We start from the raw sequence: 24,053 nt of genomic DNA on the forward strand, positions 1-24,053 counted from the left end.
TTAGTAACAGAAAATGGAGGAAATTTAAATGGCTCGTATCGCAGGTGTAGACTTACCCAGAGAGAAACGTATTGAAATCGGACTGACCTATGTCTATGGAATCGGCAGGACTACCTCTAACAAGATTCTGAAAGAGGCAGGCGTGAATCCCGATACCAGAGTCAGGGATATCACCGATGACGAGGTGAAGAGGATTTCAGAGGCTATCGAGAAGCTGAACGTGACGGTGGAAGGCGATTTGAGACGTGAAATCGCCCTGAACATCAAGCGTCTGCAGGAGATTGGCTGCTATCGCGGGATCCGTCATCGTAAGGGCCTGCCTGTTCGCGGTCAGAATACCAAGAACAACGCCAGGACCCGCAAGGGACCGAAGAGAACCGTTGCCAATAAGAAAAAGTAAAAAAACGTAACTGTAGAAAGATGAGAAAGTAGGTTAGTTTAAAATGGCGAAACAAGTTGCAAAAAAAGTGACAAAAAAGCGCGTTAAGAAAAACGTTGAACGTGGACAGGCACATATCCAGTCTTCTTTTAACAACACGATTGTTACGTTGACGGATACACAGGGAAATGCCTTAAGCTGGGCAAGTGCCGGTGGCCTGGGATTTAGAGGTTCAAGGAAATCTACTCCGTATGCTGCACAGATGGCGGCAGAGACAGCTACGAAAGCAGCTCTGGTACATGGACTGAAATCTGTCGATGTATTCGTAAAGGGTCCTGGATCAGGACGTGAGGCTGCTATCAGGGCGCTTTCCGCATGTGGTCTGGAAGTAGTGAGCATCCGTGACGTGACTCCTGTTCCCCACAATGGATGCAGACCTCCTAAGCGCCGTCGTGTATAAGTGCGAGAAGAAGTTCTAGGCGGCCAAAGGACGCCCGCCAAGAACTTCTAGGATTGCTTGCGAACAAGTTCGCTTTGCAATCGCATCTCGCACAGAAGAATGCCCGAAGTGCACGGGCATTCTTCCAGACTAAAGCAGACGAATTATATAATTAAGTTGGAAGAAGGTGCCTCCCCGGCACTGTAAACAAACAGGAAAGTTGAGGAAAACAGAATATGGCAGTAAATCGTGTACCCGTATTGAAGAGATGCAGAACTCTGGGCCTGGAGCCTTCTTATCTGGGATATGACAAGAAGTCCAAGAGGCAGAACGTGAGAGCGGGCAAGAAAGTAAGCGAGTATGGCTTACAGCTTCGCGAGAAGCAGAAAGCGAAATTCATCTACGGCGTTCTGGAGAAGCCTTTCCGTAACTATTACGAGAAGGCTGACAGAATGAAAGGGATGACCGGTGAGAATCTGATGATTCTGCTGGAGAGAAGACTGGACAACATCGTGTTCAGGATGGGATTTGCCAGGACAAGGAGAGAGGCAAGACAGGTCGTTGGCCACAAGCACATCCTTGTGAACGGCAAGAAAGTAAATATTCCTTCTTATCTGATTAAAGCCGGAGATGTGATTGAAATAACCGAAAAGGCAAAATCCATGCAGCGGTATAAAGAGATCGTCGAAGTGACCGGCGGCAGACTGGTACCGGAATGGATGGAAGTCGATATGGAAAACCTGAAAGGAACAATCAAGAATCTTCCTACCAGGGAGATGATTGATGCACCTGTGGACGAAATGCTTATTGTCGAGTTGTACTCTAAGTAAGCCCTGCTGGCCTCTGAGGTCATATTCCACCGAACAAGAGGAGGAATATGGCTTCGGAGTGCTTGTGTATTCATAAACAAAAAAAGGAGGGTATTCGAGTGTTTGAGTTTGAGAGACCCAATATTGAGGTTGCTGAGATTTCAGAAGACAAGAAGTATGGCAGATTCACAGTAGAGCCCCTGGAAAGAGGCTACGGCATCACCCTTGGCAATTCTTTGCGGAGAATCATGCTTTCCTCTCTGCCCGGCGCTGCGGTAAGCCAGATCAAGATTGAAAGCGTGCTGCATGAATTCAGCGGTGTGCCCGGCGTCAAGGAAGATGTGACAGAGATTATCATGAACATCAAGAGCCTCGCTATTAAGAACAGCAGCGAGACCAATGAAGCCAAGACTGCGTACATTGAATATGAGGGTGAAGGCATCGTACACGCTTCTGATATTCAGACAGACCAGGATATCGAGATTCTGAACCCGGATCTGGTAATCGCCACGCTCAGTGGTAAGGATGCCAAGCTGTATATTGAGCTGACCATCACCAAGGGCCGCGGTTACGTGAGCGCTGATAAGAACAAACACGAGGATTTACCGATTGGCGTGATTGCAATCGATTCTATATACACGCCTGTTGAGAGAGTAAATGTTTCGGTAGAGAATACCCGCGTGGGTCAGATTACCGATTATGATAAGCTGACACTGGATGTGTTTACGAATGGGACGCTGGCTCCCGACGAGGCTGTCAGCCTTGCGGCAAAGGTGCTGAGCGAGCATCTGAGCCTTTTCATCGATTTGTCTGAGAACGCCAAGACTGCTGAGGTCATGGTGGAGAAAGAGGACGATGAGAGGGAGAAAGTGCTGGAGATGAGCATCGATGAACTGGAGCTTTCTGTCCGTTCCTACAACTGTCTGAAGAGGGCAGGCATCAATACAGTGGAAGAATTGTGCAACAAGACTTCAGAGGATATGATGAAGGTTCGCAATCTGGGCCGGAAGTCACTGGAAGAGGTGCTGGCAAAGCTGAAAGAGCTCGGCCTGCAGCTGAACCCCAGCGAAGAATAGCATGAGGAGAAGTTCCAGGCTCGCATGAGCGAATGAATTTGCTCGCAAGCCAGTCTCGTGCGAAAGAATGCCAAGCAGAGGCATTCTTCCAAGTGCCGTGTATTTTGGCACTTTGCCTGCACCAGTTGTAAGAAAGATAATCTGCGGGTGGTAAATCCGAAGGGTTCATCTGCGGTTCATCTCTAAATGGAAATAAGGGTGCTGCAAGAGCAGCTGCACAAAGCGCCGCAAGAGCGGCTGCACAAAGCGCCGCAAGAGCGGCTGCGCTTGGCCAGTAAGACCAAAAGGCATGGCCGGGCGTACCATGAAAGGAGAAAGGAAAACAATTATGGCAAAGTACAGGAAATTAGGCAGGACATCACCCCAGAGGAAAGCGCTTCTGAGAAATCAGGTAACCGCTCTTCTGTATCATGGAAAGATCGTCACCACTGAGGCGAGAGCCAAGGAAGTGAAGAAGATTGCGGAAGGTCTGATCGCGATGGCTGTCAGGGAGAGAGACAACTTTGAGACTGTTACCGTGTCCGCAAAGGTGCCGGTAAAGGATAAGGACGGCAAGCGTGTGAAAGAGGTAATCGACGGCAAGCGCGTCACGAAATTCGAGACCGTGGAGAAGGAAATCAAGAAAGACCTGCCCTCCAGGCTGCATGCAAGACGCCAGATACTTAGAGTGCTGTATCCTGTGGTATATGTTCCCACAGAGGCTGCCGGCCGCAAGAGAAATACCAAAGAAATTGATTTGGCCGCAAAGCTGTTTGACGAGTACGGACCGAAGTACGCTGGCCGCAACGGCGGTTACACCAGAATCATCAAGAAGGGTCTCCGCAAGGGTGACGCAGCTATGGAAGTCATTCTGGAACTTGTGTAAATGTAAAGAGAAAATGGACAGGGAGCCAATGGGAAGTCATTGGTTCCCTTTTTACAAGGACAGATTTTGTGAAAGGCAGAAAGAATGAGATTGTTCCAGTATGACAAGGATGACGTGAAGAAGACTTTTGCCATGGCATGGCCCGCGATTTTGGAGTCGTTTTTTGCCGCGTTCGCAGGCCTTGTGGATTCCCTGATGGTCAGTTCCATGGGCTCCTACGCGGTGGCGGCGGTAGGCCTGACTACGCAGCCCAAATTCGTAGGTCTGTCCCTGTTCATAGCCGCGAATGTGTCCATATCTGCGCTGGTAGCCAGGCGGAAGGGTCAGGGAAAGCGGGAGGAGGCAAACCAGATTTTTGCCACATTTCTTGTATTCATTGTGGCCATGGCCATTGCTGTAAGTGTTCTGATGGTGGCGCTGGCTGACCCTATCATACGTCTGTGCGGTTCTGAAGAAGTCACCCATGACAGCGCGGTACTGTATTTCAGGATTATCATGGGCGGCATGATCTTCAACTGTATCCAGATGGGCATCAACTCCGCCCAGCGGGGCGCTGGCAATACCCGCATCACCATGCGCACGAACCTGGTGTCCAATACCGTGAATATCGTGTTCAATTATCTGCTGATTCAGGGACATTTCGGTTTTCCTGCCCTGGGGATAAGGGGCGCGGCTCTGGCCACGGTGCTGGGGACTGTGGTGTCCAGTGTCATGAGTGTCCTTTCCGTGTGGAAGACAGATAATTTCGTGAGCATTCCCTATATCCTCAAGGAGCGGATAAAGCCGGCCGGAGAAGCTCTGAAGAATATCATCAAGGTGGGCTACAGTGTCTTCGCGGAGCAGATTCTGATGCGCATCGGATTTATGCTGACGGCTATCATGGCGGCGAAGCAAGGAACCGCGGCCATGGCGGCTCATCAGGTGGGAATGAATATCATGGGCTTGTCTTTCTCTTTCGGAGACGGTCTGCAGGCCACTGCGGTGGCGCTGATCGGGTTCAGCCTGGGGGCGAAGCAGCCTGAGCGGGCCAAGCAGTACGGCAGGACATGCCGGATGATGGGCACGGTGATTTCCGTAGCGCTGGCGGTCATATATTTCTTTGGAGCCAGGGCTTTGATGGAGCTGTTCTTCGAGGAAGAAGAGATTGTTGCAATCGGCATCAGCATCATGCACATCATCATATTCGTGGTCGTCCTGCAGATTGCGCAGGTCATCTACATGGGATGCCTGCGGGGCGCAGGAGATACCCTGTACACAGCCGTTGCGTCTACCATCAGCGTCACCATCGTGAGGACTTTCGGCTCCTACTTCTTTGGATATGTGCTACATATGGGAATCACCGGCATCTGGATAGGGGTCATCGCGGATCAGCTGTCCCGTTTCATTTTCGGCAGCATCCGGTTCCGGCAGGGTAAATGGACGGAAATCAAGATATAGGAAATGCGGTTTACGGGGTTTTCTGGAAATGCTGGTAATCTTTCATATTGTTCCAGTTTCCGCCCCAGGTAAAGCCGTGTTGGGTGAAGAGCTTATAGCATAGATCGTTTTCATCGATTTTGTAGGGAAAGCCCGAATCCCTGTCGGCATAGGGGAGGGCGGAGGCAGGGGATACTTTTTCCCTGCCGTCCTCTGTATAGGTAACATAGGGATTGTACAGGGGATTGATGTCGATGGCCAGGCCGTAGGCGTGCCTGGAAAGGCGGTCTGTGTCATCCACCGTGCGGTAGTTGAAGCAGGAGGTGTTGTTGTCCTCCATGGAGGCGGTGTCGTCCCCCTCGTACTCATCGATTAAGAGCACTTTTTCCAGCCTGTATTCACTGCGGTAGAGCTCCTGGAAGATTTCCGCCAGATCGGCGGCTATCGACGCATTACAGACAAGTTCCCCCTCCGCAACCTCTCCGTCAAAGTCATAGTGGAGGATATGGAGATATCTAAGCTCGTCAAAGGTGATTTCCGGAGCGGAACCCTCTTTAACGGCGTCATCCTTATCTGTGCCGTCAGCAGCGGGATAAGAGATGCCGGTCATATAGCGGCGCAGGTTATCGGATATGGGCTCATAATAAAAGCCTTTCTCCAATGAGACGCGCTCTTCCAGCTGGCTGGTGCCGTTTAGTGAGGCGCCGATTAAAGAACCGGAGACAAAGGCGTCTTCCGGGCTGCCGGAGGAATCGGAAAGCATGGAACCGTCCGCCGATTCTGAAGAAGCCATGCCGTCTTTTGGAGGCAGAGTTGTCCCGGGGGAAGCCGCGCCGCTATGTGGCGCCGCGGGAGAGGGCGAGGGGAAGCCGTCATCGCTTTCCGGCATCGGTGAAGCGCTTGCTGGAACATGGCTGTTTTCAGGTTTTGGAGAAGCTTCCGCCGCGATGCCGTTCAGTTCGGCATATTCGCTCAGGCTCATGGAATCTCTGTTGAACAATTTGCCAAGGCTGGTTGCGATAATGACGATAGCCGCTAAAGCCACTACCATTTTAATGATTTTATCTCTATCCATAGAGGGAATTCCTTTCCGCATCTTTTTGCATAATAGAACTTTGGTAATAGAAATCCTGTGTCAGATTCTATTATAGAAACTTGATAATAGAATCCTCTCTTGGATTCTATTATAGAAACTTGATAATAGAATCCTCTCTTGGATTCTATTATAAGAATATCACAGGAAAAGATTTTTGTAAATCCAGCTGTGGCCGGAGGCACTGAAATATACTATATAACGCCAGAATCTGCCATACTGCCTTAGTTAATCGTATATAGCTGGCGCATGCAGTCAGGTTACTCGGAAATTTGAACTGTTAAGCAGTATATCTTGTAATAATCCATGGAATCTAATATAATGTGAGACAGGCGGGCCGTTTTCGGCCGCATGCCGTGGATGAAAGGAAGATAAGAAAGCATGGGAATCATTCGGACAAAGGATTTGGTATATGAATATGTCAGGCGGGATGAAGAGGGAAATGTAGAGGGCTTCACAACGGCTGTGGACAAGGTGAGCCTGGACGTTCAGGCAGGGGAATTCATTGCCATCCTGGGCCATAACGGCTCGGGGAAGTCTACGCTGGCCAAACATATCAACGCCATTTTGAATCCCACCGAGGGGACTGTCTGGGTGGACGGAATGGACACCTCCAAGGAGGAGCATGTCTGGGACATCCGCCAGAGAGCGGGGATGGTGTTCCAGAATCCGGATAACCAGATCATCGGGCAGGTAGTGGAGGAGGACGTGGGCTTCGGGCCGGAGAACATGGGCGTCCCTACCAGGGAGATTTGGGAACGTGTGGAGGAGAGCCTAAAGGCTGTGGGCATGTATGAGTATAGGAAGCATTCCCCCAACAAGCTTTCCGGCGGGCAGAAGCAACGCGTCTCCATAGCAGGAGTGCTGGCCATGCATCCCAAGTGCATCGTGCTGGACGAGCCCACCGCCATGCTGGATCCCAAGGGGCGAGGAGAAGTGGTCCGGGCAGTGCGGGCGCTGAATGATGTGGAGGGCATCACGGTGGTGCTGATTACCCATTATATGGAAGAAATCATCCATGCGGACAGAGTGTTCGTCATGGACAGCGGCAAAATCGCCATGGAGGGCACGCCCCGGGAGATTTTCTCCCAGGTGGAAAAGCTGCAGGAGCTGCGTCTGGATGTGCCTCAGGTGACGCTTCTGGCCCATGAACTGCAGAAAAAGGGCATCAGGCTGCCGGACGGCATCCTTACAGTGGAGGAACTGGCGGATGCCCTGGCCGCGGGCAATGAGATGCATTAGAACGCATATGAGGTATCGTTATGTCGATTATTCTGGATCATGTGAATTATATATACGGAGAGGACGGCCCTTTGGCGGTTAAGGCGCTGGACGATGTATGCCTTCAGATTCCGGACGGGCAGTTCGTGGGCATCATCGGGCATACAGGCTCAGGGAAGTCCACGCTGGTACAGCATATGAACGGCCTGTTGAGGGCTGCCTCGGGCCATATCTATTTTAACGGCGAGGACATTTATGACAAGGATTTCCAGATGAAGAAGCTGCGCAGCAAGGTGGGGCTGGTCTTCCAGTACCCGGAGCATCAGCTCTTTGAGATAGACGTGTTCAGTGATGTGTGCTTCGGGCCGAAGAATCTGGGACTGGACAGGAGAGAGGCAGAGCTTCGGGCTTTTGACGCGCTGCGCAAAGTGGGGATGCCTGCAGAACTGTATTACCAGTCGCCCTTTGAACTTTCCGGGGGACAGAAGCGCCGGGCGGCCATAGCAGGAGTGCTGGCCATGTCGCCGGAGGTGCTGATACTGGACGAACCTACGGCGGGCTTGGATCCAAAGGGCAGGGACGAGATACTGCGCCAGATTAAGGAACTGCAGGTCAGGACAAATATGACTATCCTGCTGGTGTCCCACAGCATGGAGGATGTGGCGGAATATGTGGATCGGATCATTGTCATGAACAAGGGAAAGGTCATGTATGATGATGTGCCCAGAGAGGTATTCTCTCATTATAAAGAGCTGGAGAAGATAGGACTGGCAGCCCCCCAGGTCACATATATCCTCCATGCGCTGAAAGACAGGGGATTTGATGTGGATGTGAATGCTACGACTACCGGCGAGGCGGTTGAGACGGTGCTGGGGGCGCTGGGGCGTAAAGGAACATATATATGAAGCGGTTAAATTTTGCAAAAAAAGGATAAACGGCATGACTGGCTGTGCTATGCGGCCGGCAGAATGAAATGTTGTTTATATAGATACTGGCGAGGAGCGATATGCTGAGGGATATTACATTAGGACAATATTATCAGACGGAATCGGTGATACACAGACTTGACCCCAGGGTGAAGCTGGGCGGAACGCTGCTGTATATCATTTCCCTGTTCCTGTTCCGTAATTTTCTGGGATACGGAGCGGCGGCCGTTTTTCTGGCAGCGGTCATTGGGCTTTCCCATGTGCCTTTTAAGTTTATCGTAAAAGGCATGAAAGCGATAGTGTTCCTGCTGCTGATTACGGTAGTCTTCAATCTCTTTCTGACTCCGGGCACGGAACTGGTCTCGGTCTGGAAACTGACGATTACGGTGGAGGGACTGCGGACAGCCGTCACCATGGCTGTGCGGCTCACGATGCTGATCATCGGCTCATCCCTTATGACTTTGACCACCACGCCCAACAATCTGACGGACGGCATGGAGCGGATGATGCGGCCGCTTAAAGTGTTCAAGGTGCCGGTGCACGAGGTGGCCATGATTATGTCCATCGCGCTGCGCTTTATCCCCATCCTGCTGGAGGAGACGGACAAGATTATGAAAGCCCAGATTGCCAGGGGAGCGGATTTCGAGACAGGGAATATCGTGAAAAGGGCCAAAGCCCTGGTGCCGCTGCTGGTGCCTCTGTTCATCTCCGCGTTCCGCAGGGCGAACGACCTGGCCATGGCCATGGAAGCCAGATGCTACCGGGGCGGAGAGGGCAGGACGAAGATGAAGCCGCTTGTCTATGAAAAGAGGGACAGGCTGGGCTATCTGTGCATCTTTGTCTATCTGGCGGTGGGCATCACGGTGGGCAGGCTGCGGTTCTGACAGATTGGGGCATGTCCTGCGGTATCGGAGTATGCAGGCCGGCGGAAAGACTGCGGCTGATGGGTGCCGTTCCCGGCACTTATGCTGCAGGCGGCATGCCCGGAAGCGTGCCTGAAGATACGTATGGAGAAAGAAGGGATAAGGGATGGATAAAAAGCGCGTCCGCATGATAGTGGCCTACGACGGCACGAATTATCATGGCTGGCAGGTTCAGGACAACGGTATCACCATCGAATCGGAGCTGAACAGATGCCTTACGGAACTTTTGAAAGAACCTATACAGGTCTCCGGCGCAAGCCGCACGGATTCCGGCGTCCATGCCATGGGCAATGTGGCCATATTTGACACTGTGTCCAGGATGCCGGCCGGGAAGTTTGCCTATGCGCTGAACCAAAGACTGCCGGAGGACATCCGCATACAGAAGTCCGAGGAGGTGCCCGGGGACTGGCACCCCAGATACTGCGAGAGCCGCAAGACTTACGAATACCGGATCTACAGGGCGGAATTTCCCATGCCGGTGAAAAGGCTGTATTCTTATTTCAATTATCATCCGCTGGATGTGGGGCGGATGCGGGAGGCGGCCGCTTACCTGGAGGGGGAGCATGATTTCAAAAGCTTCTGCCAGGCCGGGGCCCAGGTGCAGAGCACGGTGCGGACCCTCTATGTGCTGTGGGTGGAGGAGCAGGGCCCGGACATCGTCATCAGGGTGTGCGGGAATGGCTTTCTGTATAATATGGTGCGGATCATCGCAGGGACTCTGCTGGAGGTAGGCCAGGGAAAGCGGGAGCCGGAGTCCATGCAGGAGATTCTGGAGGCAAAAGACCGGGCCGCCGCCGGCCCTACCGCGCCGGCCCACGGGCTGACGCTGATACGCTATGAATTTCTATAGAAATCCTTAAATTTTTTGGATTTTTTGGGAAAATAATGATTGACATGAGATGTCGATTATAGTACAATATCCAAGTGTGACAGCGATTCAAAATGCCGAGCCAAAGCCCCGGCGAAGCATTTGATAATAGAAAAACCGTCCCGGCGAAGCGTGGAATGCAGCCCGGACATCTGCAGGATGCGGCGGACACGGGATACCGACTCAAGGAAAACGCAATACGGAGGGAACGCAATGAAAACTTTTATGGCTACTGAAGCTACAATCGATAGAAAATGGTATGTAGTAGATGCTGCTGGTATGACTTTGGGACGCCTTGCCTCAGAGGTTGCCAAGGTTTTAAGAGGAAAGAACAAGCCGATCTTCACCCCTCATATGGATACAGGTGACTATGTCATCATCGTCAATGCGGAGAAGATTAAGGTGACCGGCAAGAAGCTTGACCAGAAGATTTATTATCATCATTCCGATTATGTAGGCGGCCTGAAGCAGACCACCCTGAGGGATAAGCTGGCTAAGAAGCCGGAGCAGGTTGTGGAGCTGGCAGTTAAGGGCATGCTTCCGAAAGGACCTTTAGGAAGGCAGATGTACAGAAAGCTGTTCGTATACGCCGGGCCTGAGCACAAGCATGCGGCTCAGAAGCCTGAGATACTGACATTCTAAGGGATAGGAGGATAAGATAAATCATGGCTAAGACGGAAAAGTATTACGGCACAGGCAGAAGAAAGAAATCCATCGCAAGAGTGTATTTGACACCCGGCAAAGGCGATGTTATCATCAATAAGAGGAACATGGATGATTATTTCGGGATGGAGACACTGAAAGTCATCGTCCGTCAGCCTTTCGTGGCTACCGGCACCAATGAGAAGTTCGACGTGCTGGTGAACGTGAGCGGCGGCGGATACACAGGACAGGCAGGCGCTATCAGACATGGCATCGCAAGAGCGCTGCTTCAGGTGGACGCTGAGTACAGGCCGGTCCTGAAGAAAGAAGGCTTCCTCACGAGAGACCCTCGTATGAAGGAAAGAAAGAAGTACGGCCTGAAAGCTGCGAGACGTGCTCCTCAGTTCTCCAAGAGATAAGAGCATTTCCCTTAGAGAGAGGAAGATAATTTTACGGATTCAAAAATATGGACTCCGCAGGAAAACCTGCGGAGTTTTTGATTAACATATCAGGATATTCGGGTTATAATATTTGAAGATAAATTTGATATTTTGAGGTGCAGATATGTTTGATAAAAAGAAGAAATATATGCGAAAAAGAAAATACAGCACAGTCCTGCTTTCTGCCTTTCTAACGGCAGGGCTGATATGCGGATGCGGGGAAGACGCGTCTATAGGGGAGATGAAAGAGGGGACTTCCCAGAGCGGCACATCACAGGCTGCAGAGGAGGCGGAAAGTCCGGCTGCCGTCAGCTTTTCCGGACAGGATATGGAGGGGAATATCGTCACTTCAGATATCTTCGGCCAGTCCAGGCTTACTATGGTCAATGTGTGGGCTACCTACTGCAATCCCTGTCTGAGCGAGATGCCGGATCTGGGCGAGCTGGCCGGTGAATATGACGCGGGCGACTTCCAGCTGATTGGAATCATCAGCGATGTGGAGGAGGGCGCCGATGAAGAGATTATGGAGAACGCAAGGACTTTGATTGAGCAGACGGGGGCGGACTATCCTCATCTGCTGCTGAACAGATTTCTGTACTATTCAATGCTGAAAGACGTGACAGGGGTGCCTACCACTTTCTTTTTCGACCAGGAGGGCAATCTGCTGGAAGCGGTGCAGGGGGCGAAAAGCAAGGATGTGTGGAAGGAGAAGATAGATGGATTTCTGGAAGACATGTAGGAACCGGAATGGCCGCAGGGGGGCAAAAGACCAGTGGAAATGCACAGACCGCGCATGGATCCCGGGGCTGCTGGCCGGAGCGCTGTTCCTCTGGGCAGGCGCCGCCAGGGGAGAACTTGCCGATATCTGGCGAAAAGCGGTGATGATTTGTATGGAATGTATAGGGATAGGGTAGGATGATGAAGAGACTGAGAACGGCTGTCCAAATTATTTTTACCGTTTTTACGAATGGATATGCATACGGCTTTCTGCGTGGAAAAATCTATCAGGGGAATCTGAAGTATGCCTGTGTGCCGGGATTGAACTGCTATTCCTGTCCGGGGGCGCTGGCTTCCTGTCCGCTGGGGGCCCTGCAGGCTCTGCTGAATCGGCAGGGCTTCCGGATTCCTTTTGGGGCTTTGGGCTTCTTTTTTATCTTCGGAAGCGTTTTCGGGCGTTTCATCTGCGGATGGCTCTGTCCCTTTGGGCTGGTGCAGGACCTTCTGCACAGGATTCCCGTATTCCGCAAAAGGAAGAGGCTGCCTTTCCATCATATTCTGAAGTACGGAAAATACCTTGTGCTGATTTGCCTTGTGGGCATCGGCTCCGTTTTTTTGTTCAGTGGATTTGCCAAGGTGCCGGCTTTCTGCAAGTTTTTATGTCCCTCCGGCACTTTGTTCGGAGCGCTGCCGCTGCTCGCCTCCAATAAGGGGCTGCAGGAGCAGATAGGGGGGCTGTTTTTCTGGAAACTGGGCCTCCTGGTTTTTCTCCTGCTGCTCTCCGTGAAGGTCTACCGCCCTTTTTGCCAGTATCTGTGCCCGCTGGGAGCCATCTATGGCTGGTTCAACCGGTTCAGCCTGGTGCAGGTGCGCTGGGAGGAAGAGCGCTGTACTTCCTGCATGGCATGCAAAAAAGCCTGCCCTGTGGACCTGGCTCCTCGTGAGATTTCGCGCTCCCCTGAATGCATCCGCTGCGGCAAGTGTGTGGCTGCCTGCCCGGAGAAATGTCTTGGTTTCCGTTCCTTTACAAATTCTCCCAAAGCTGATATAATAAAAGAGAAACTGAAAAGCGATAAACAAAAAGCGGGGAACTGAAAATGGATGTAAAAGAACAGATTGCGAAAGCAGTAGACAAAATCACCAAAGACAAGCAGCTTCAGGAACAGTTCCGGAAAGATCCGGTAAAGGCGCTGGAGAGCGTCCCGGGCATCGATTTGCCGGATGATGTCATAGAACAGGTGGTGAAAGACGTAAAGGCAAAGCTGACCGCTGACAAGCTTTCGGATTCAGCGGATGCTCTGAAGGGCCTTTTCAAGAAATAAAATCATAAAAAGACAGTAAAAGCTGTGCGGAAGAAAGCGGCGTCATATGCGCGGTAAGGCCACTAAAGCATATGATGCCGTTTTGTTTTACCTGTTTCGCAGCTTAGAAATAATTTTCAGCATGATTTTGAATCATCAGGAAAGGTGCGTAAAATGATGGATTGGATTATAAATCTGGATGCCGGCATACTGCTCTTTATTCAGGAAACAATCAGGAATCCCGTGCTGACCCCTCTTTTTGCCGCTGTCACGGTGCTGGGGAACGCCGCCGTGGTATGGATTCTCATATCTCTGGGCATGTCGGCTTCGAGAAAGACCAGGAAGACTGCCCTGATGTGTGCCGTTGCCCTGCTGGTGTCTTTGCTGATCAACAACATGGTCTTAAAAAATATAGTGGGGAGGATTAGGCCATATGAAGCGATAGCGGGCCTTGTCCCGCTGATCGGGAAGCCCAGGGACTACTCTTTTCCCTCCGGGCACACCGCCAGTTCCTTCGCTGCGGCGTGGGTCCTGTTCCGCAGACTGCCGAGGCGCTTCGGAATCCCGGCGCTGATGCTGGCGGGCCTGATTGGCATATCGCGGCTGTATCTGGGCGTGCATTACCCTACGGATGTGCTGTTCGGCGTCATCAGCGGGATCGGGTGCGGCTGCGCTGCCTGTGCGCTGGTGTCCGCGCCGGCGCGGGGGAAAAGGCATGCCAAGACATAGAAAGAGGGATGGAAGGAAGCGGACAGTGATTGACAGGAATCTGCTTCTGGGAGTATGATGGAGATGACACGAAGGTGTCTGAAAGCACGGATTCAGCGGATGTATGGATTGGAGGGAAGAAAGCGGATGGAAAACGAACAATTGGATATGGATCAGATTTTGGCACAGGTGGATGCACTGTATGAGGAGAATAAGGGAGAGGAAGCGGAGCAGCTCATGCTGCGTGCTGTGGAAGAGGCAATCAGACTAAAGGACGACGGTGCCCGCCTGCAGCTTCAAAACGAGCTGTTGGGGTACTACCGCGAGACCAGCCAGAGGGAAAAGGTCTATCAGATGGCTTCGGAAGCCATAGAGTATGCGAAAGCCATAGGGCTGGAGGGAACGGTCCCTTATGCCACTACGCTGCTGAACGTGGCCACTGCCTACCGCGCCTGCGGCAGGCTTGAGGAATCAAAGGAATACTACGCACAGGTACAGGAAATTTACGACAGTCAGCTAGAACCGGACAGCATGCTCATGGCTGGTCTGAAGAATAATATCGCTTTACTGTATCAGGAGACGGGGGATTTTGCCACCGCAAAGGAAAAACTGCAGGAGGCTCTGGCAATCGTTTCGGGGAGAGGAGAGGCCTACGAGACAGCCGTCACCTATGCCAATCTGGCCAGCACCTGCATGCAGCTGCAGCAGAACGAAGAAGCGCGAGAGTATGCGCTGAAATCCGTAGAGATATTCGAGCGGGAAAAGGTGGCGGACAGTCATTACGCCGCGGCCCTGGCCACGCTGGGCGCCTACAGTTTTTATGGGAAAGATTTCAAAAAGGCCCTGGAGTATTATCAGAGGGGCATGGAGGCCGTGGAGAGGAATCTGGGCAGGAATGAATATTACCGCAGGCTTCAGGAGAATGCCGCCGCCTGTGAAAGGGCACTGGTGAAAGAGGAGCAGGGAGCAGGCCTTGTGCTGGCCAGGCAGTACTATGAAAGCTGCGGCAGGCAGATGATAGAAGAGCGCTTTTCTGCTTATGCCGGAAAGATTGCGGTGGGTCTTGTGGGCAGGGGCTCCGATTGCTTCGGTTACGACGATACGGCCTCCAGGGATCACGACTGGGGTCCGGATTTCTGCATGTGGGTGACGGACGAGACCTATGAGGAAATCGGGGAGGAGCTGCAGCGGGCCTATGAGAGCCTGCCTGAGGAATTCGGCGGCTATAAGCGCGCTTCCCGGGTCAATGGGCGCAACCGGAGGGGCGTAATCAGGATATCGGAATTTTATAAAGGGCTGGTGGACGCGGCAGGCTATGGGGAAATCGACTGGCGGAGCGTAAGCGATGCGGGCCTGGCTGCTGCGGTGAACGGAGAGGTATTCCGGGATGACGAGGGCATCTTCACGGCATTCAGGGACAGGCTGAAAGAGGGCTATCCTGAGGATATCCTCTACCTGAAGCTGGCGGAGAGCGCGGCCAGGTTTTCCCAGACGGCCCAGTACAATTACCCCAGGATGCTGCGCAGAGGGGATATCCTCACAGCCCAGATGATGGTGTGGGACGGTCTCAAGGAAGCCATGAAGCTGCAGCACTATATCGAGAGGAAATATCCGCCACATGACAAATGGCTCTATCAGAGCCTGGTATCATTGGAGCAGGGCGGGGAAATGGGGAGCATGCTCCTGGATATTTCAAGCAGGCTGGCAGGAAGCGGCGTTATGAAGAATGCCCGGGAAGAGGAGCCCATTGAGAGAAAGATTGAGCGTGTGGCATCCTATTTCGCAGCGGAGATGTACCGGGCAGGCTTTATCAGCGATACGGACAGCTATCTGGACGCCCACAGCCAGGAACTGGTATACAAGGCGTCCCTGTCCGTGAAAGAGAAAGAGGCTCTGGTGGAGGAAATCGCAAAGCTGGAGTTCGAAGCGTTTGACAAGGTGAAGAACGAGGGCGGCAGAGCCAGCTGCCAGAACGACTGGGCCACTTTTTCCATTATGAGAAAGAGCCAGTACCTGACCTGGAACAAGCCTATGCTGATACAGTATCTCTACGATTTCCACAGGGAGTACCGCAGAGGGCATAACCTGATCGAGGAAAAATACGGAAGGATGATGGAGAGCACTGCGCCGGAAAAATATGAGGAGATCAAGTCCTATTTCCCGGAGCTGACCCTGGAGAAGAAAGAAATCATAGAACAGATTGTCCGTTTCCAGGTGGGATGGATGGAGAAATTTTCGGAAGAGTACCCGGAACTTGCGGGCAATGCCAGAAATATCCATACCTATGAGGACAACAGCGAGGACACTTCCTACGAGACTTATCTGAGAGGAGAACTGGGGACTTACTCGGACAAGATGCTGGAACTGTACGGCAGATATGTAGTGGGATATGCCCGCTCCGGGAAGAACCTGACCCGGGATATCATGGAATTAAGTGTAAAAATGTACGGCTACGCGGATGTGGAGGACGCGGAGCGCAAGCTGGAACAGGCCTGGCAAAAATAAATATTTTTGGAAGACAGCATCTGGGAGATTCTGCATGTCCACATAAATGTCGAAAAACTGCACACTCTGTATAATGGAAACAGGAAAGGAGTGTATGGTAAGATGGATATGAACGGCTTAGGAGGAGTGGGCATGCCTTATGGCGTTTCGACAGCCGGGCAGCTGCCGGTAGGCTTCGGGATGCCGCTGGCCATGAATGATGCGGCCATGAAGGGCTATGCGGATCTGACGGAGGCGCAGAAAGAGGAAGTCATCCTGCGCTGCAAGGACGCCGGGACGAAAGAAAAGATGCAGGAAATCGTAGATTCCCTGGCGCCCGGCACGGATGTGCGGGAAGTGTACGAGGAAGAGCGGGAAAGCATGTTTTAACGCAACAGACGGCGGATCAGGTGTACCATCCGCCGTCTATTGTTATAATCTGTCCTGTCAGATAGGCGGGAGCCTCGGCCAGCTGGAGGGCCAGCCGGGCTACTTCCAACGGGCTTCCCAGCCTGTCGGCTGGGATTTCTTCCCTTAATGTTTCCAAATCCTCCGCGGACAAGGTGCTGTTCATGGCAGTGTCGATGACGCCGCAGGCGATGGCGTTGACCTGGATATTGCTGGGAGCAAGTTCCTTGGCCAGGGCTTTGGTGAAAGCGTTCATGCCTCCCTTTGACGCGGAATAGGCCACCTCCATGGAGGCGCCCCGGGTGCCCCAGACAGAGGAGATGTTGATGATTCTGCCCGCGTGCCGCTGCAGCATCAGGGGGATGGCCGCCCGGCAGGTATAGAAACAGGAGTCCAGGTTCACCGCCAGGACTTTGTGCCACTGGGCGGAGGTCATGTCCGAGAGCAGGCCCAAATGCGCCATGCCGGCATTGTTCACCAGCACGTCCAGAGAGCGGAGGCCTGCAAACAGTTTTCCCACATCCTGTTCACTGCCGGCATCTGCCTGTACTGCCCTGCAGGAGGTGCCGTAAGCGGAATGCAGCTGTCGGGCAAGCTCTTCCAAAGCCTCCATGGAATGATGGCAGGTAAGCACTAAGTCGTAGCCGTTTTCCGCAAAGAGCTCCGCCGTGGCTTTGCCGATACCTCTGGAGGCCCCGGTGATCAGGGCGGTTTTATTCTGGCGATTCGTGTACATGATATTCTCCTCTGTGCCGGTTTTCTCTTTTTGCATCTATATATTATACTGCTTAACAGTAAAATTTCCGGGTAACCTGACTGCATAACGCCAGCCATATACGCTGAACCAATGCGGTATGGTGAATTCCGGTGTTATGTAGTATAACAAGGCGGAGGGAGAAAGTCAATAAAGCAGAAGGACAAAGATGGTGTGCGAAAGATTTGTGCGGAGGGCTTGTAAAAAGCGGGAGAAGAGCCTATAATTTCATTTGTGGCCCACATGCCGCACAGGGCTGGTTAAGGAGAGACTATTTTGACAGAGGAAATGGAGAAAAAGATATGTACGATTTGATTATTATCGGTTCCGGCCCCGCCGGCCTATCGGCTGCCGTATACGGAAAGCGGGCGGGACTGAACCTGCTGGTGCTGGAAAAGAATCCCATGAGCGGAGGACAAGTGCTGAATACTTATGAAGTGGACAATTACCTGGGGATGCCGGGGATGGACGGCTTTGACATGGGAACCAGATTCAGGGAGCATGCGGATAAGCTGGGGGTGGAATTTCAGGAGACGACAGCGCTTTCCCTGGAAGATATGGGCGACAGCAAGCTGGTGCGCACAGATGGCGGAGAACTGGAGGCCAAAACCGTGATTCTGGCCACGGGGGCAGTCCATGCCCTGCTGGAGGTGCCGGGAGAGGAAAAGCTGAGCGGAAGAGGCGTGTCCTACTGCGCTACCTGCGACGGCGCCTTTTTCCGGGGAAAGACCGTGGCTGTGGTAGGGGGCGGGGATGTGGCCCTGGAGGATGCCATTTATCTGGCCAGGACCTGCGAGAAAGTATATCTGATTCACAGGCGGGATGAGCTGCGGGGAGCCATGGTGCTGCAGGAAGAGCTTGGAAGTCTGCCCAATGTGGAGATTCTCTACAGCCATGTGGTGGAGGAAATTCTGGGGGAGGACGCGGTAGAGGGCGTGAATCTGAAGGACTGTAAAACGGGTGGGGTTTCTCTGCTGCCTGTGGCAGGTGTGTTCGTGGCCGTGGGCATCCGGCCGGAGACAGAACTGGTACAGGGGCTTGCGGCCTGTGATGAAAACGGCTATGTGCTGGCGGGGGAGGACTGTGCCACGGATGTACCGGGACTGTTCGCGGCAGGGGATGTGCGCAGAAAGCCCATACGCCAGATTGTGACGGCGGTGTCGGACGGGGCCAACGCCGCTGTGTCGGCCGGAGCCTGGTGCAGGTAAAGGATTTCTTTAGTTTTCTTTAAGAAAAATAAAATAAAGAAATTGTAAAAATCCCGAAGAAGCGCGTAAAATAGGCATTCTTCGGGATTTCGATAATTTTCTCTTCGTCTTGACAAATTTAAGAATAGGTGCTATATTTATTAACAGATGTAATAAATCTGTAATAAATTGTAGATAAAGACGTAATGATTGAGAATGAAGAACGGCTTTTCGATACATAGTTTCAGGTTAGGAGAGGAGATAAAAATGGCACATAAGACGAAGAGAACAGCAGTGTATTTGTTGACGGCGACGATGGCTTTTACAGGAATGGGCATGACGGCACAGGCATCTGCCCTGCCGGGCGGCGGTGTGAGCCTGGCGCTGGAAAATGGAAATAAGCTGGAAGATGTGGCCGCGGAAAGTTCTACACTGCCTATCGAGTCTATTATAGAGAGCATTAATCTGACAGATTCCGAAGTACCGCAGGCAGAGCCTGCGGAGGAGGATTTGTTCCGCAATCTGGTAATCGCCCAGGTAGACAGTTATGTAAATGTCAGGAGTTTGCCCAGCGAAGAGGGTGAAATCCTGGGAAAACTTTATGATAATTCCGTAGGGACTTTCATCTCAGAGGAGAATGGCTGGTATCAGATTAATTCCGGCAGCGTCACAGGCTATGTGAAAGGGGAATACTGCGTTACCGGCGAAGCCGCTGTGGAAATAGCCAGACAGGTAGGAAAGCGCATCGCCACTGTCAACACAGAGACCCTGTATGTCCGGGAGGAGCCCAGTACGGAATGCAATGTTATAGGTATGGTGCCCCAGACCGCAGATCTGCTTGTCCGTGAAGAGGGCGAAGGCTGGGTAAAGGTAGACATAGAGGAAGGCGAAGGCTGGGTATCCGCTGATTATGTATCGCTCCACAGTGAATTTGTCCAGGCGGAGTCCAAGGAAGAGGAAGAGAGACGTCTGGCCAAGGAGGAAGAGGAGCGCAGGAAAGCGCAGGAGGCGGCTCGGGCAGCCCAAGCGGCACAGGCAGCAGCGCAGGCGGCACAGGCGGCACAGGCGGCACAGAATGCTCAGGCTCCACAGGAGGACGTGACATATGCCGTTAGCGGCGGCAGCGAGCTGGGCCAGGCTGTGGCATCGTACGGATTGCAGTTCGTAGGGAATCCTTATGTATATGGCGGCAGCAGCTTGACGAACGGTACGGACTGTTCCGGCTTCGTGATGAGCGTCTATGCGAACTTCGGCGTCAGCCTGCCTCATAACGATGCGGCAGACCGCACACAGGGCTATGCGGTAGACGGTCTGGCGAATGCGCAGCCCGGCGATATCATCTGCTATTCCGGCCATGTGGGGATTTATATCGGCGGAGGACAGATTGTGCACGCTTCCAGTTCCACGACAGGCATCATCGTCTCCAATGCCGCTTACAGAGATATTCTGGCAATCAGGAGAATTTTCTAAAAGAGCAGGTTTCGGCCGCATCCGCAAGGATGCGGCCTTTTTGTATAAAATGACCAAATATTTCCGGTAAAATGTTATAAAAAAGATTTACATACGGAAAAGAGAAATGGTTATCCACAGCCCTAAGTCCGGTAAAGACAGAAAATTCCACTTATGCACGGAGTTATACACATAATCCACAGTCTTTATGACCTTTCACAGATGCCGGAAGAAAGATGAATACAAAACATATGTTTTGTAAATAATAGACAAAGTCGTGTTTTTCAGGAAGCCGGCCCATAAGGCAATTGACAGAAATGAATTCTAAAATATGTAAATAATCTGTTAAATCGTTGCAAAAACCCCGGGAGACATGTTATAATGTCTATACAATAAACAACCGAAAGGGATGATCATATGAAATTTATCATTGTAGGCAGAAATTTAGAGGTAACACCTGGATTAAAATCGGCTGTAGAGGAAAAAATCGGGAAGCTGGCAAAGTATTTCAATCCTGATACGGATGTGCATGTGACCTTAAGCGTGGAGAAGGACCGTCAGAAGATAGAGGTGACGATTCCGGTAAAAGGTAATATCATCCGTTCCGAGCAGGTCAGCAGCGACATGTATGTCTCAATCGATTTGGTGGAGGAGATCATCGAGAGGCAGCTGAAGAAATACAAGACGAAGATAGTGGACAAGCAGCAGACGGCGGAGTCTTTCAGCCAGATGTACGTGGAGAACAATTATATGGACGACGAGGAAGTGAAAATCGTCCGTACCAAGAAGTTCGACATCAAGCCCATGTACCCGGAGGATGCCTGCATCCAGATGGAACTTCTGGGCCACAGTTTCTTTGTGTTCATCAATGCAGAGACGGATCAGGTGAATGTGGTCTACAAGAGGAAAGGCGATACCTATGGACTGATTGAGCCGGAGAACTGATTTTGGCGTAAAAGACTTGAATAGAAGACTTGAATACAAGGTCTGAATAGAAGACGAGCTGCCGCAGGGATGCGGCGGCTCCTTTTATATGGCATTTGTCTTTTGTTTTCCACATATATTTTCAATAACGGCATGTTTTGGAGTGGAAATGGAAAGAGAGCGAAAGGGAGGATTCGGAGGTTTTGGCCGGGCGGGAAAGGAATGTCCGCGGAAAAAGACAGGGGAATTCAGGCTTGTCGGGTGGATGAAAAAAGGAATCCTGGCGGAGTGCCTGCTGTTGGCGATGTTTGCGGTACTGACATTTTATCAGGAGCAGAAGGAGGCCTTAAAGGAAAGCGCAGGCAGCAAGGTGGTCTTTGTAGAGGATGATTACATAAAGTGGGTGGATTTCACGGCATCCTACGAGGCGCTCTGTCAGGCTTATGACTGGGATGTGGAGACCCATGCCACTGAGCATGAGATTGACTGGGTGGAGCTGCTGGCTTACACGGCGGCCAGAACAGGCGGGGAATTTGACAAGGACGCCTTAAAAACCATGGACAAGGCGGCGGAGAAGCTTTCGGCAGGGGAGATTACGATGGCGGAGCTGACAGAGGATCTGAAGTATTATGATTACTATAAGGAGGCTTATGACGCAGCCATTGGCGGACTTGTGGGGGAGTACTGGGAGGAGGCGCCGGATGCCGGAGGGAGCAGCGGACAGGTGACGGGCAGCGGTGCGGAAAATAATGTTCCGGGATTGCAGAGCAGCCTGGCGGACGAGGTGAAGGACGGATATGTGAAAAAGTATGGGCTAAAGGGATATTTCCCATTGGCGAGAGGATTTGATTATACGCATTATGATGATTTTGGAGTGGGGAGGAGTTACGGGTATCAGAGGAAGCATTTGGGGCATGATATGATGGGGTTGGTAGGGACACCAAATAGTATAAAAAACTATATAGAAAAACGCCAGCCATGTATGTTTTGCCAATGCAGTATGATGCAGAGGTTTCCAAAGTAATCGACTTCGTCCTGTCCCCACGTTTCAAAAGTTCCTTCGGAAGGGTGCTGTGGATACCAATGCTCCACAGAGCTGCGAAACTCAAATACAAAATCAGCGTACTTCCGCTTATTGCCCTTCCACAACAGATAGTCCAGGTAATTGAAAACAATATGGGGCACAGCATCCTTTGCAATCTGCTCCGCCACAGAATTAAATTTCCACAATTTCTCCCGGTTCTTATCGCTGTATAACCAGATAAGCAGTTCTGTAATCCAGTGCGTAACCTTTGGTGATGTGTAAGAGACACGTAAAGCCGACCGCTTACTTCCAGTTGCTTCAGGCTCCATTCACCATCTGCGGACTCGTTGGCATATTCTCTCTTGATGATGTACTTATCGAACAAGAAGCGGCATTTCAACAGACAAAGAACGAAGTTCCATGCAAAGTGTTCCTTATGAACCGCAACACGCCTGCGCCCATATGTCTCGTGCTGAAGGACACATTCAAATTCTGAAATGAGCTTCTTATCGTCCAAAAGCCTTTGCGGTTCCTCGCCATCAGGCAGTTGGATATAGTTAGCATCGATGTAGACCCGCAAAACATGGAGCAAAAAGTATGGGAAGTCTATGATACTCTCAAACCGTACACGTTCATTCTTGTCCGTACTTCCATCATTATACTGCACCTTGAATCCGGGGGATAGAATCTCGTCAAGCGTCAGTTCCGGCTCATCGTCCCGTTCTCTTCAATCCAAAAATCCTCATCCAGCCGGTTCCATGAGTTCGTGAAGATGAGGTTCCTGATGGGTACATCAAAGTGCATCTGCACATAGCCGGTCATATCGCCGCAAGCGTCCCAAATCTTTGCAAACATATCCCGCTTCGCATCATCTCCGATTTCACTCATCAGGCTGGCCTTTAGAATGTCATGCGGTTCAAGCTGTTCTCCCCGTGTATTCATAATTTCAAAATATCGGTTCAGGTCAGTTCTGGGAGGCACTTGGATTCGGAACAGCTTTAGGTGCGCCAGCTTATGAATGAGGACTGTCCGGTCAATACCATCAGACAGCAGCTTCTCGGCAATGATTCTTCTGCCCCGCACAATATTCTGCTCCAAATCATCGTCAAGGATTTCTTTTCCATCAATATAGTGACTCAACGTATCATCCGCACGTTTGCGACAGGCAAAAGAAAGGTTGTTCCTGACTGGTAAGCCGAGTTCTATTGCCAGCAACAGCAGAGTTGTCAACCGCTGTTGCCCATCAATGACTTCGTATTCCTCGCCGCGTTTATAGACGATCAAAGAGCCGATATAGTACCAATCTCCATTATGCTCCACAATATCATCAATAAGTTGTTCAATCTCGGTATCTGTCCAGGCATAGGCTCGCTGATAGAGCGGTATCACATATTTTTCCTTTGCACTGCAGAAAATCGTTGTATGGCGTTTTTCATCATATACCGCTAGTCCTTCAATCATATTTTCACAACTGTTTATCATATATGCCACCTACACTTGATTCATCTTTTTGAGGATACTGTAAAGCCTGTCCCACTTGGAACTTTTTGCGGCATCCGGCTCTCTGACCACTTGGACGGCAAGGTTAGAGATTGCAGTATGCACTCTCGCATGGGCAATGAGGGAGAACATTGGATAGGTATTTGTATAACTACCATCAATGCCGATCGCATACCGATTTACACTGTCAAATCCAAGATTCTCCATATCAACACGCAGCATAAATGCCCAAGTGAACAGCTTCTTAACCGTCCGCTCATCCAGATTGCGGAAGCAATCGTAGTAGCTCAACAGGGTGCATTCAAAAAGGGTTCGTGCGTATTTGAACCCAACGGATTTTATCATCTCTGCATCGTCCAAAACGCTGACCAGACCGAAAAATGCCTCATTCTCTCGAAGTGTGGAACGGAGATAGTAGAGGAGAGCCAAGTAATGATCAACCATTGTATACACCTCTATTGGCAGTAGCGGCTTTTGCTCTCATCTTTTGGCTTGCTGAA

At 51.4% G+C, this 24,053-nt stretch carries 27 protein-coding genes; 23 read left to right on the forward strand and 4 right to left on the reverse strand.

The genetic code is table 11. The features are described 5' to 3' along the window. Positions 1 to 28 precede the first annotated feature (28 nt). From rpsM to NFS35_RS06595, 6 genes are all read left to right on the forward strand, one after another. Entirely contained in the window at positions 29 to 400 is a 372-nt protein-coding gene (rpsM, locus tag NFS35_RS06570; RefSeq protein WP_251206333.1) for a 30S ribosomal protein S13, read from the forward strand. Between the two features lie 43 nt (positions 401 to 443). Next, entirely contained in the window at positions 444 to 839 is a 396-nt protein-coding gene (gene rpsK, locus NFS35_RS06575; RefSeq protein ID WP_251206334.1) for a 30S ribosomal protein S11, read from the forward strand. A gap of 215 nt (positions 840 to 1,054) precedes the next feature. Next, positions 1,055 to 1,648, forward strand: coding sequence for a 30S ribosomal protein S4 (gene rpsD, locus NFS35_RS06580; RefSeq protein ID WP_251206335.1), 594 nt, complete (start codon positions 1,055 to 1,057; stop codon positions 1,646 to 1,648). Positions 1,649 to 1,746: 98 nt separating this feature from the next. After that, on the forward strand, positions 1,747 to 2,703 hold the full coding sequence (locus NFS35_RS06585) for a DNA-directed RNA polymerase subunit alpha (RefSeq protein WP_251206336.1): 957 nt from the start codon (positions 1,747 to 1,749) through the stop codon (positions 2,701 to 2,703). A 328-nt stretch (positions 2,704 to 3,031) separates the two neighbouring features. After that, on the forward strand, positions 3,032 to 3,568 hold the full coding sequence (locus NFS35_RS06590) for a bL17 family ribosomal protein (protein WP_251206337.1): 537 nt from the start codon (positions 3,032 to 3,034) through the stop codon (positions 3,566 to 3,568). Between the two features lie 84 nt (positions 3,569 to 3,652). After that, positions 3,653 to 5,005 (forward strand): MATE family efflux transporter, encoded by a 1,353-nt coding sequence (locus tag NFS35_RS06595; RefSeq protein WP_251206338.1) that lies wholly within the window; start codon positions 3,653 to 3,655, stop codon positions 5,003 to 5,005. Positions 5,006 to 5,015: 10 nt separating this feature from the next. On the opposite strand, the gene NFS35_RS06600 is transcribed toward NFS35_RS06595, so the two are convergent. Further along, positions 5,016 to 6,059, reverse strand: coding sequence for a M15 family metallopeptidase (locus NFS35_RS06600; protein WP_251206339.1), 1,044 nt, complete (start codon positions 6,057 to 6,059; stop codon positions 5,016 to 5,018). A gap of 399 nt (positions 6,060 to 6,458) precedes the next feature. Between NFS35_RS06600 and NFS35_RS06605 the strand changes: the two genes are divergently transcribed. The 13 genes from NFS35_RS06605 to NFS35_RS06665 all read left to right on the forward strand — a co-directional run bounded on the left by NFS35_RS06605 (position 6,459) and on the right by NFS35_RS06665 (position 16,697). Next, positions 6,459 to 7,319, forward strand: a complete 861-nt coding sequence (locus NFS35_RS06605; RefSeq protein WP_251206340.1) for an energy-coupling factor transporter ATPase — start codon at positions 6,459 to 6,461, stop codon at positions 7,317 to 7,319. A gap of 20 nt (positions 7,320 to 7,339) precedes the next feature. Then, positions 7,340 to 8,203 carry an energy-coupling factor transporter ATPase gene (locus NFS35_RS06610; RefSeq protein ID WP_251206341.1) on the forward strand — a complete coding sequence of 288 codons (864 nt, stop codon included), beginning with the start codon at positions 7,340 to 7,342 and terminating at the stop codon, positions 8,201 to 8,203. 101 nt (positions 8,204 to 8,304) lie between these two features. After that, positions 8,305 to 9,108 (forward strand): energy-coupling factor transporter transmembrane component T family protein, encoded by an 804-nt coding sequence (locus NFS35_RS06615; protein WP_251206342.1) that lies wholly within the window; start codon positions 8,305 to 8,307, stop codon positions 9,106 to 9,108. 145 nt (positions 9,109 to 9,253) lie between these two features. Continuing rightward, complete coding sequence (gene truA, locus NFS35_RS06620; RefSeq protein ID WP_251206343.1) at positions 9,254 to 9,997, forward strand: tRNA pseudouridine(38-40) synthase TruA; 744 nt, start codon at positions 9,254 to 9,256, stop codon at positions 9,995 to 9,997. Positions 9,998 to 10,228: 231 nt separating this feature from the next. Continuing rightward, on the forward strand, positions 10,229 to 10,657 hold the full coding sequence (gene rplM, locus NFS35_RS06625) for a 50S ribosomal protein L13 (RefSeq protein ID WP_251206344.1): 429 nt from the start codon (positions 10,229 to 10,231) through the stop codon (positions 10,655 to 10,657). A 23-nt stretch (positions 10,658 to 10,680) separates the two neighbouring features. Beyond that, on the forward strand, positions 10,681 to 11,076 hold the full coding sequence (gene rpsI, locus NFS35_RS06630) for a 30S ribosomal protein S9 (protein WP_251206345.1): 396 nt from the start codon (positions 10,681 to 10,683) through the stop codon (positions 11,074 to 11,076). 169 nt (positions 11,077 to 11,245) lie between these two features. Then, positions 11,246 to 11,836, forward strand: a complete 591-nt coding sequence (locus tag NFS35_RS06635) for a TlpA family protein disulfide reductase (RefSeq protein ID WP_251206346.1) — start codon at positions 11,246 to 11,248, stop codon at positions 11,834 to 11,836. Beyond that, positions 11,814 to 12,011 (forward strand): CD1871A family CXXC motif-containing protein, encoded by a 198-nt coding sequence (locus NFS35_RS06640; protein ID WP_251206347.1) that lies wholly within the window; start codon positions 11,814 to 11,816, stop codon positions 12,009 to 12,011. The genes NFS35_RS06635 and NFS35_RS06640 overlap by 23 nt, the downstream gene beginning before the upstream one ends. A 1-nt stretch (position 12,012) precedes the next feature. Further along, positions 12,013 to 12,909: a 4Fe-4S binding protein gene (locus tag NFS35_RS06645; protein WP_251206348.1), complete on the forward strand. Its 897-nt coding sequence runs from the start codon at positions 12,013 to 12,015 to the stop codon at positions 12,907 to 12,909. A 2-nt stretch (positions 12,910 to 12,911) separates the two neighbouring features. Continuing rightward, positions 12,912 to 13,136: a hypothetical protein gene (locus tag NFS35_RS06650; protein ID WP_251206349.1), complete on the forward strand. Its 225-nt coding sequence runs from the start codon at positions 12,912 to 12,914 to the stop codon at positions 13,134 to 13,136. 153 nt (positions 13,137 to 13,289) lie between these two features. Then, entirely contained in the window at positions 13,290 to 13,844 is a 555-nt protein-coding gene (locus NFS35_RS06655; protein WP_251206350.1) for a phosphatase PAP2 family protein, read from the forward strand. A 63-nt stretch (positions 13,845 to 13,907) separates the two neighbouring features. Then, a complete protein-coding gene (locus NFS35_RS06660; protein WP_251206351.1) occupies positions 13,908 to 16,328 on the forward strand; it encodes a DUF4125 family protein in 2,421 nt (806 codons plus the stop codon). Between the two features lie 102 nt (positions 16,329 to 16,430). After that, positions 16,431 to 16,697, forward strand: coding sequence for a hypothetical protein (locus tag NFS35_RS06665; RefSeq protein WP_251206352.1), 267 nt, complete (start codon positions 16,431 to 16,433; stop codon positions 16,695 to 16,697). Between the two features lie 16 nt (positions 16,698 to 16,713). Here the strand turns inward: NFS35_RS06665 and ymfI are convergent, their stop codons facing one another. Then, a complete protein-coding gene (ymfI, locus tag NFS35_RS06670) occupies positions 16,714 to 17,451 on the reverse strand; it encodes an elongation factor P 5-aminopentanone reductase (RefSeq protein WP_251206353.1) in 738 nt (245 codons plus the stop codon). A gap of 320 nt (positions 17,452 to 17,771) precedes the next feature. On the opposite strand from ymfI, the gene NFS35_RS06675 reads away from it, so the two are divergent. From NFS35_RS06675 to NFS35_RS06690, 4 genes are all read left to right on the forward strand, one after another. Continuing rightward, positions 17,772 to 18,677: an NAD(P)/FAD-dependent oxidoreductase gene (locus tag NFS35_RS06675; protein ID WP_251206354.1), complete on the forward strand. Its 906-nt coding sequence runs from the start codon at positions 17,772 to 17,774 to the stop codon at positions 18,675 to 18,677. 246 nt (positions 18,678 to 18,923) lie between these two features. After that, positions 18,924 to 20,126 carry a C40 family peptidase gene (locus tag NFS35_RS06680; RefSeq protein ID WP_251206355.1) on the forward strand — a complete coding sequence of 401 codons (1,203 nt, stop codon included), beginning with the start codon at positions 18,924 to 18,926 and terminating at the stop codon, positions 20,124 to 20,126. A gap of 396 nt (positions 20,127 to 20,522) precedes the next feature. Beyond that, complete coding sequence (hpf, locus tag NFS35_RS06685; RefSeq protein ID WP_251206356.1) at positions 20,523 to 21,050, forward strand: ribosome hibernation-promoting factor, HPF/YfiA family; 528 nt, start codon at positions 20,523 to 20,525, stop codon at positions 21,048 to 21,050. Positions 21,051 to 21,198: 148 nt separating this feature from the next. After that, entirely contained in the window at positions 21,199 to 22,053 is an 855-nt protein-coding gene (locus tag NFS35_RS06690) for a hypothetical protein (RefSeq protein WP_251206357.1), read from the forward strand. A 699-nt stretch (positions 22,054 to 22,752) separates the two neighbouring features. On the opposite strand, the gene NFS35_RS06695 is transcribed toward NFS35_RS06690, so the two are convergent. Continuing rightward, positions 22,753 to 23,535, reverse strand: coding sequence for a DUF262 domain-containing protein (locus NFS35_RS06695; protein WP_251206358.1), 783 nt, complete (start codon positions 23,533 to 23,535; stop codon positions 22,753 to 22,755). Between the two features lie 9 nt (positions 23,536 to 23,544). After that, positions 23,545 to 23,997 carry a DUF7834 domain-containing protein gene (locus tag NFS35_RS06700; protein ID WP_251206359.1) on the reverse strand — a complete coding sequence of 151 codons (453 nt, stop codon included), beginning with the start codon at positions 23,995 to 23,997 and terminating at the stop codon, positions 23,545 to 23,547. Between the last annotated feature and the right edge of the window lie 56 nt (positions 23,998 to 24,053).

It is taken from the genome of Acetatifactor aquisgranensis, from assembly GCF_943193215.1.
Taxonomy (GTDB): domain Bacteria; phylum Bacillota; class Clostridia; order Lachnospirales; family Lachnospiraceae; genus Acetatifactor; species Acetatifactor aquisgranensis.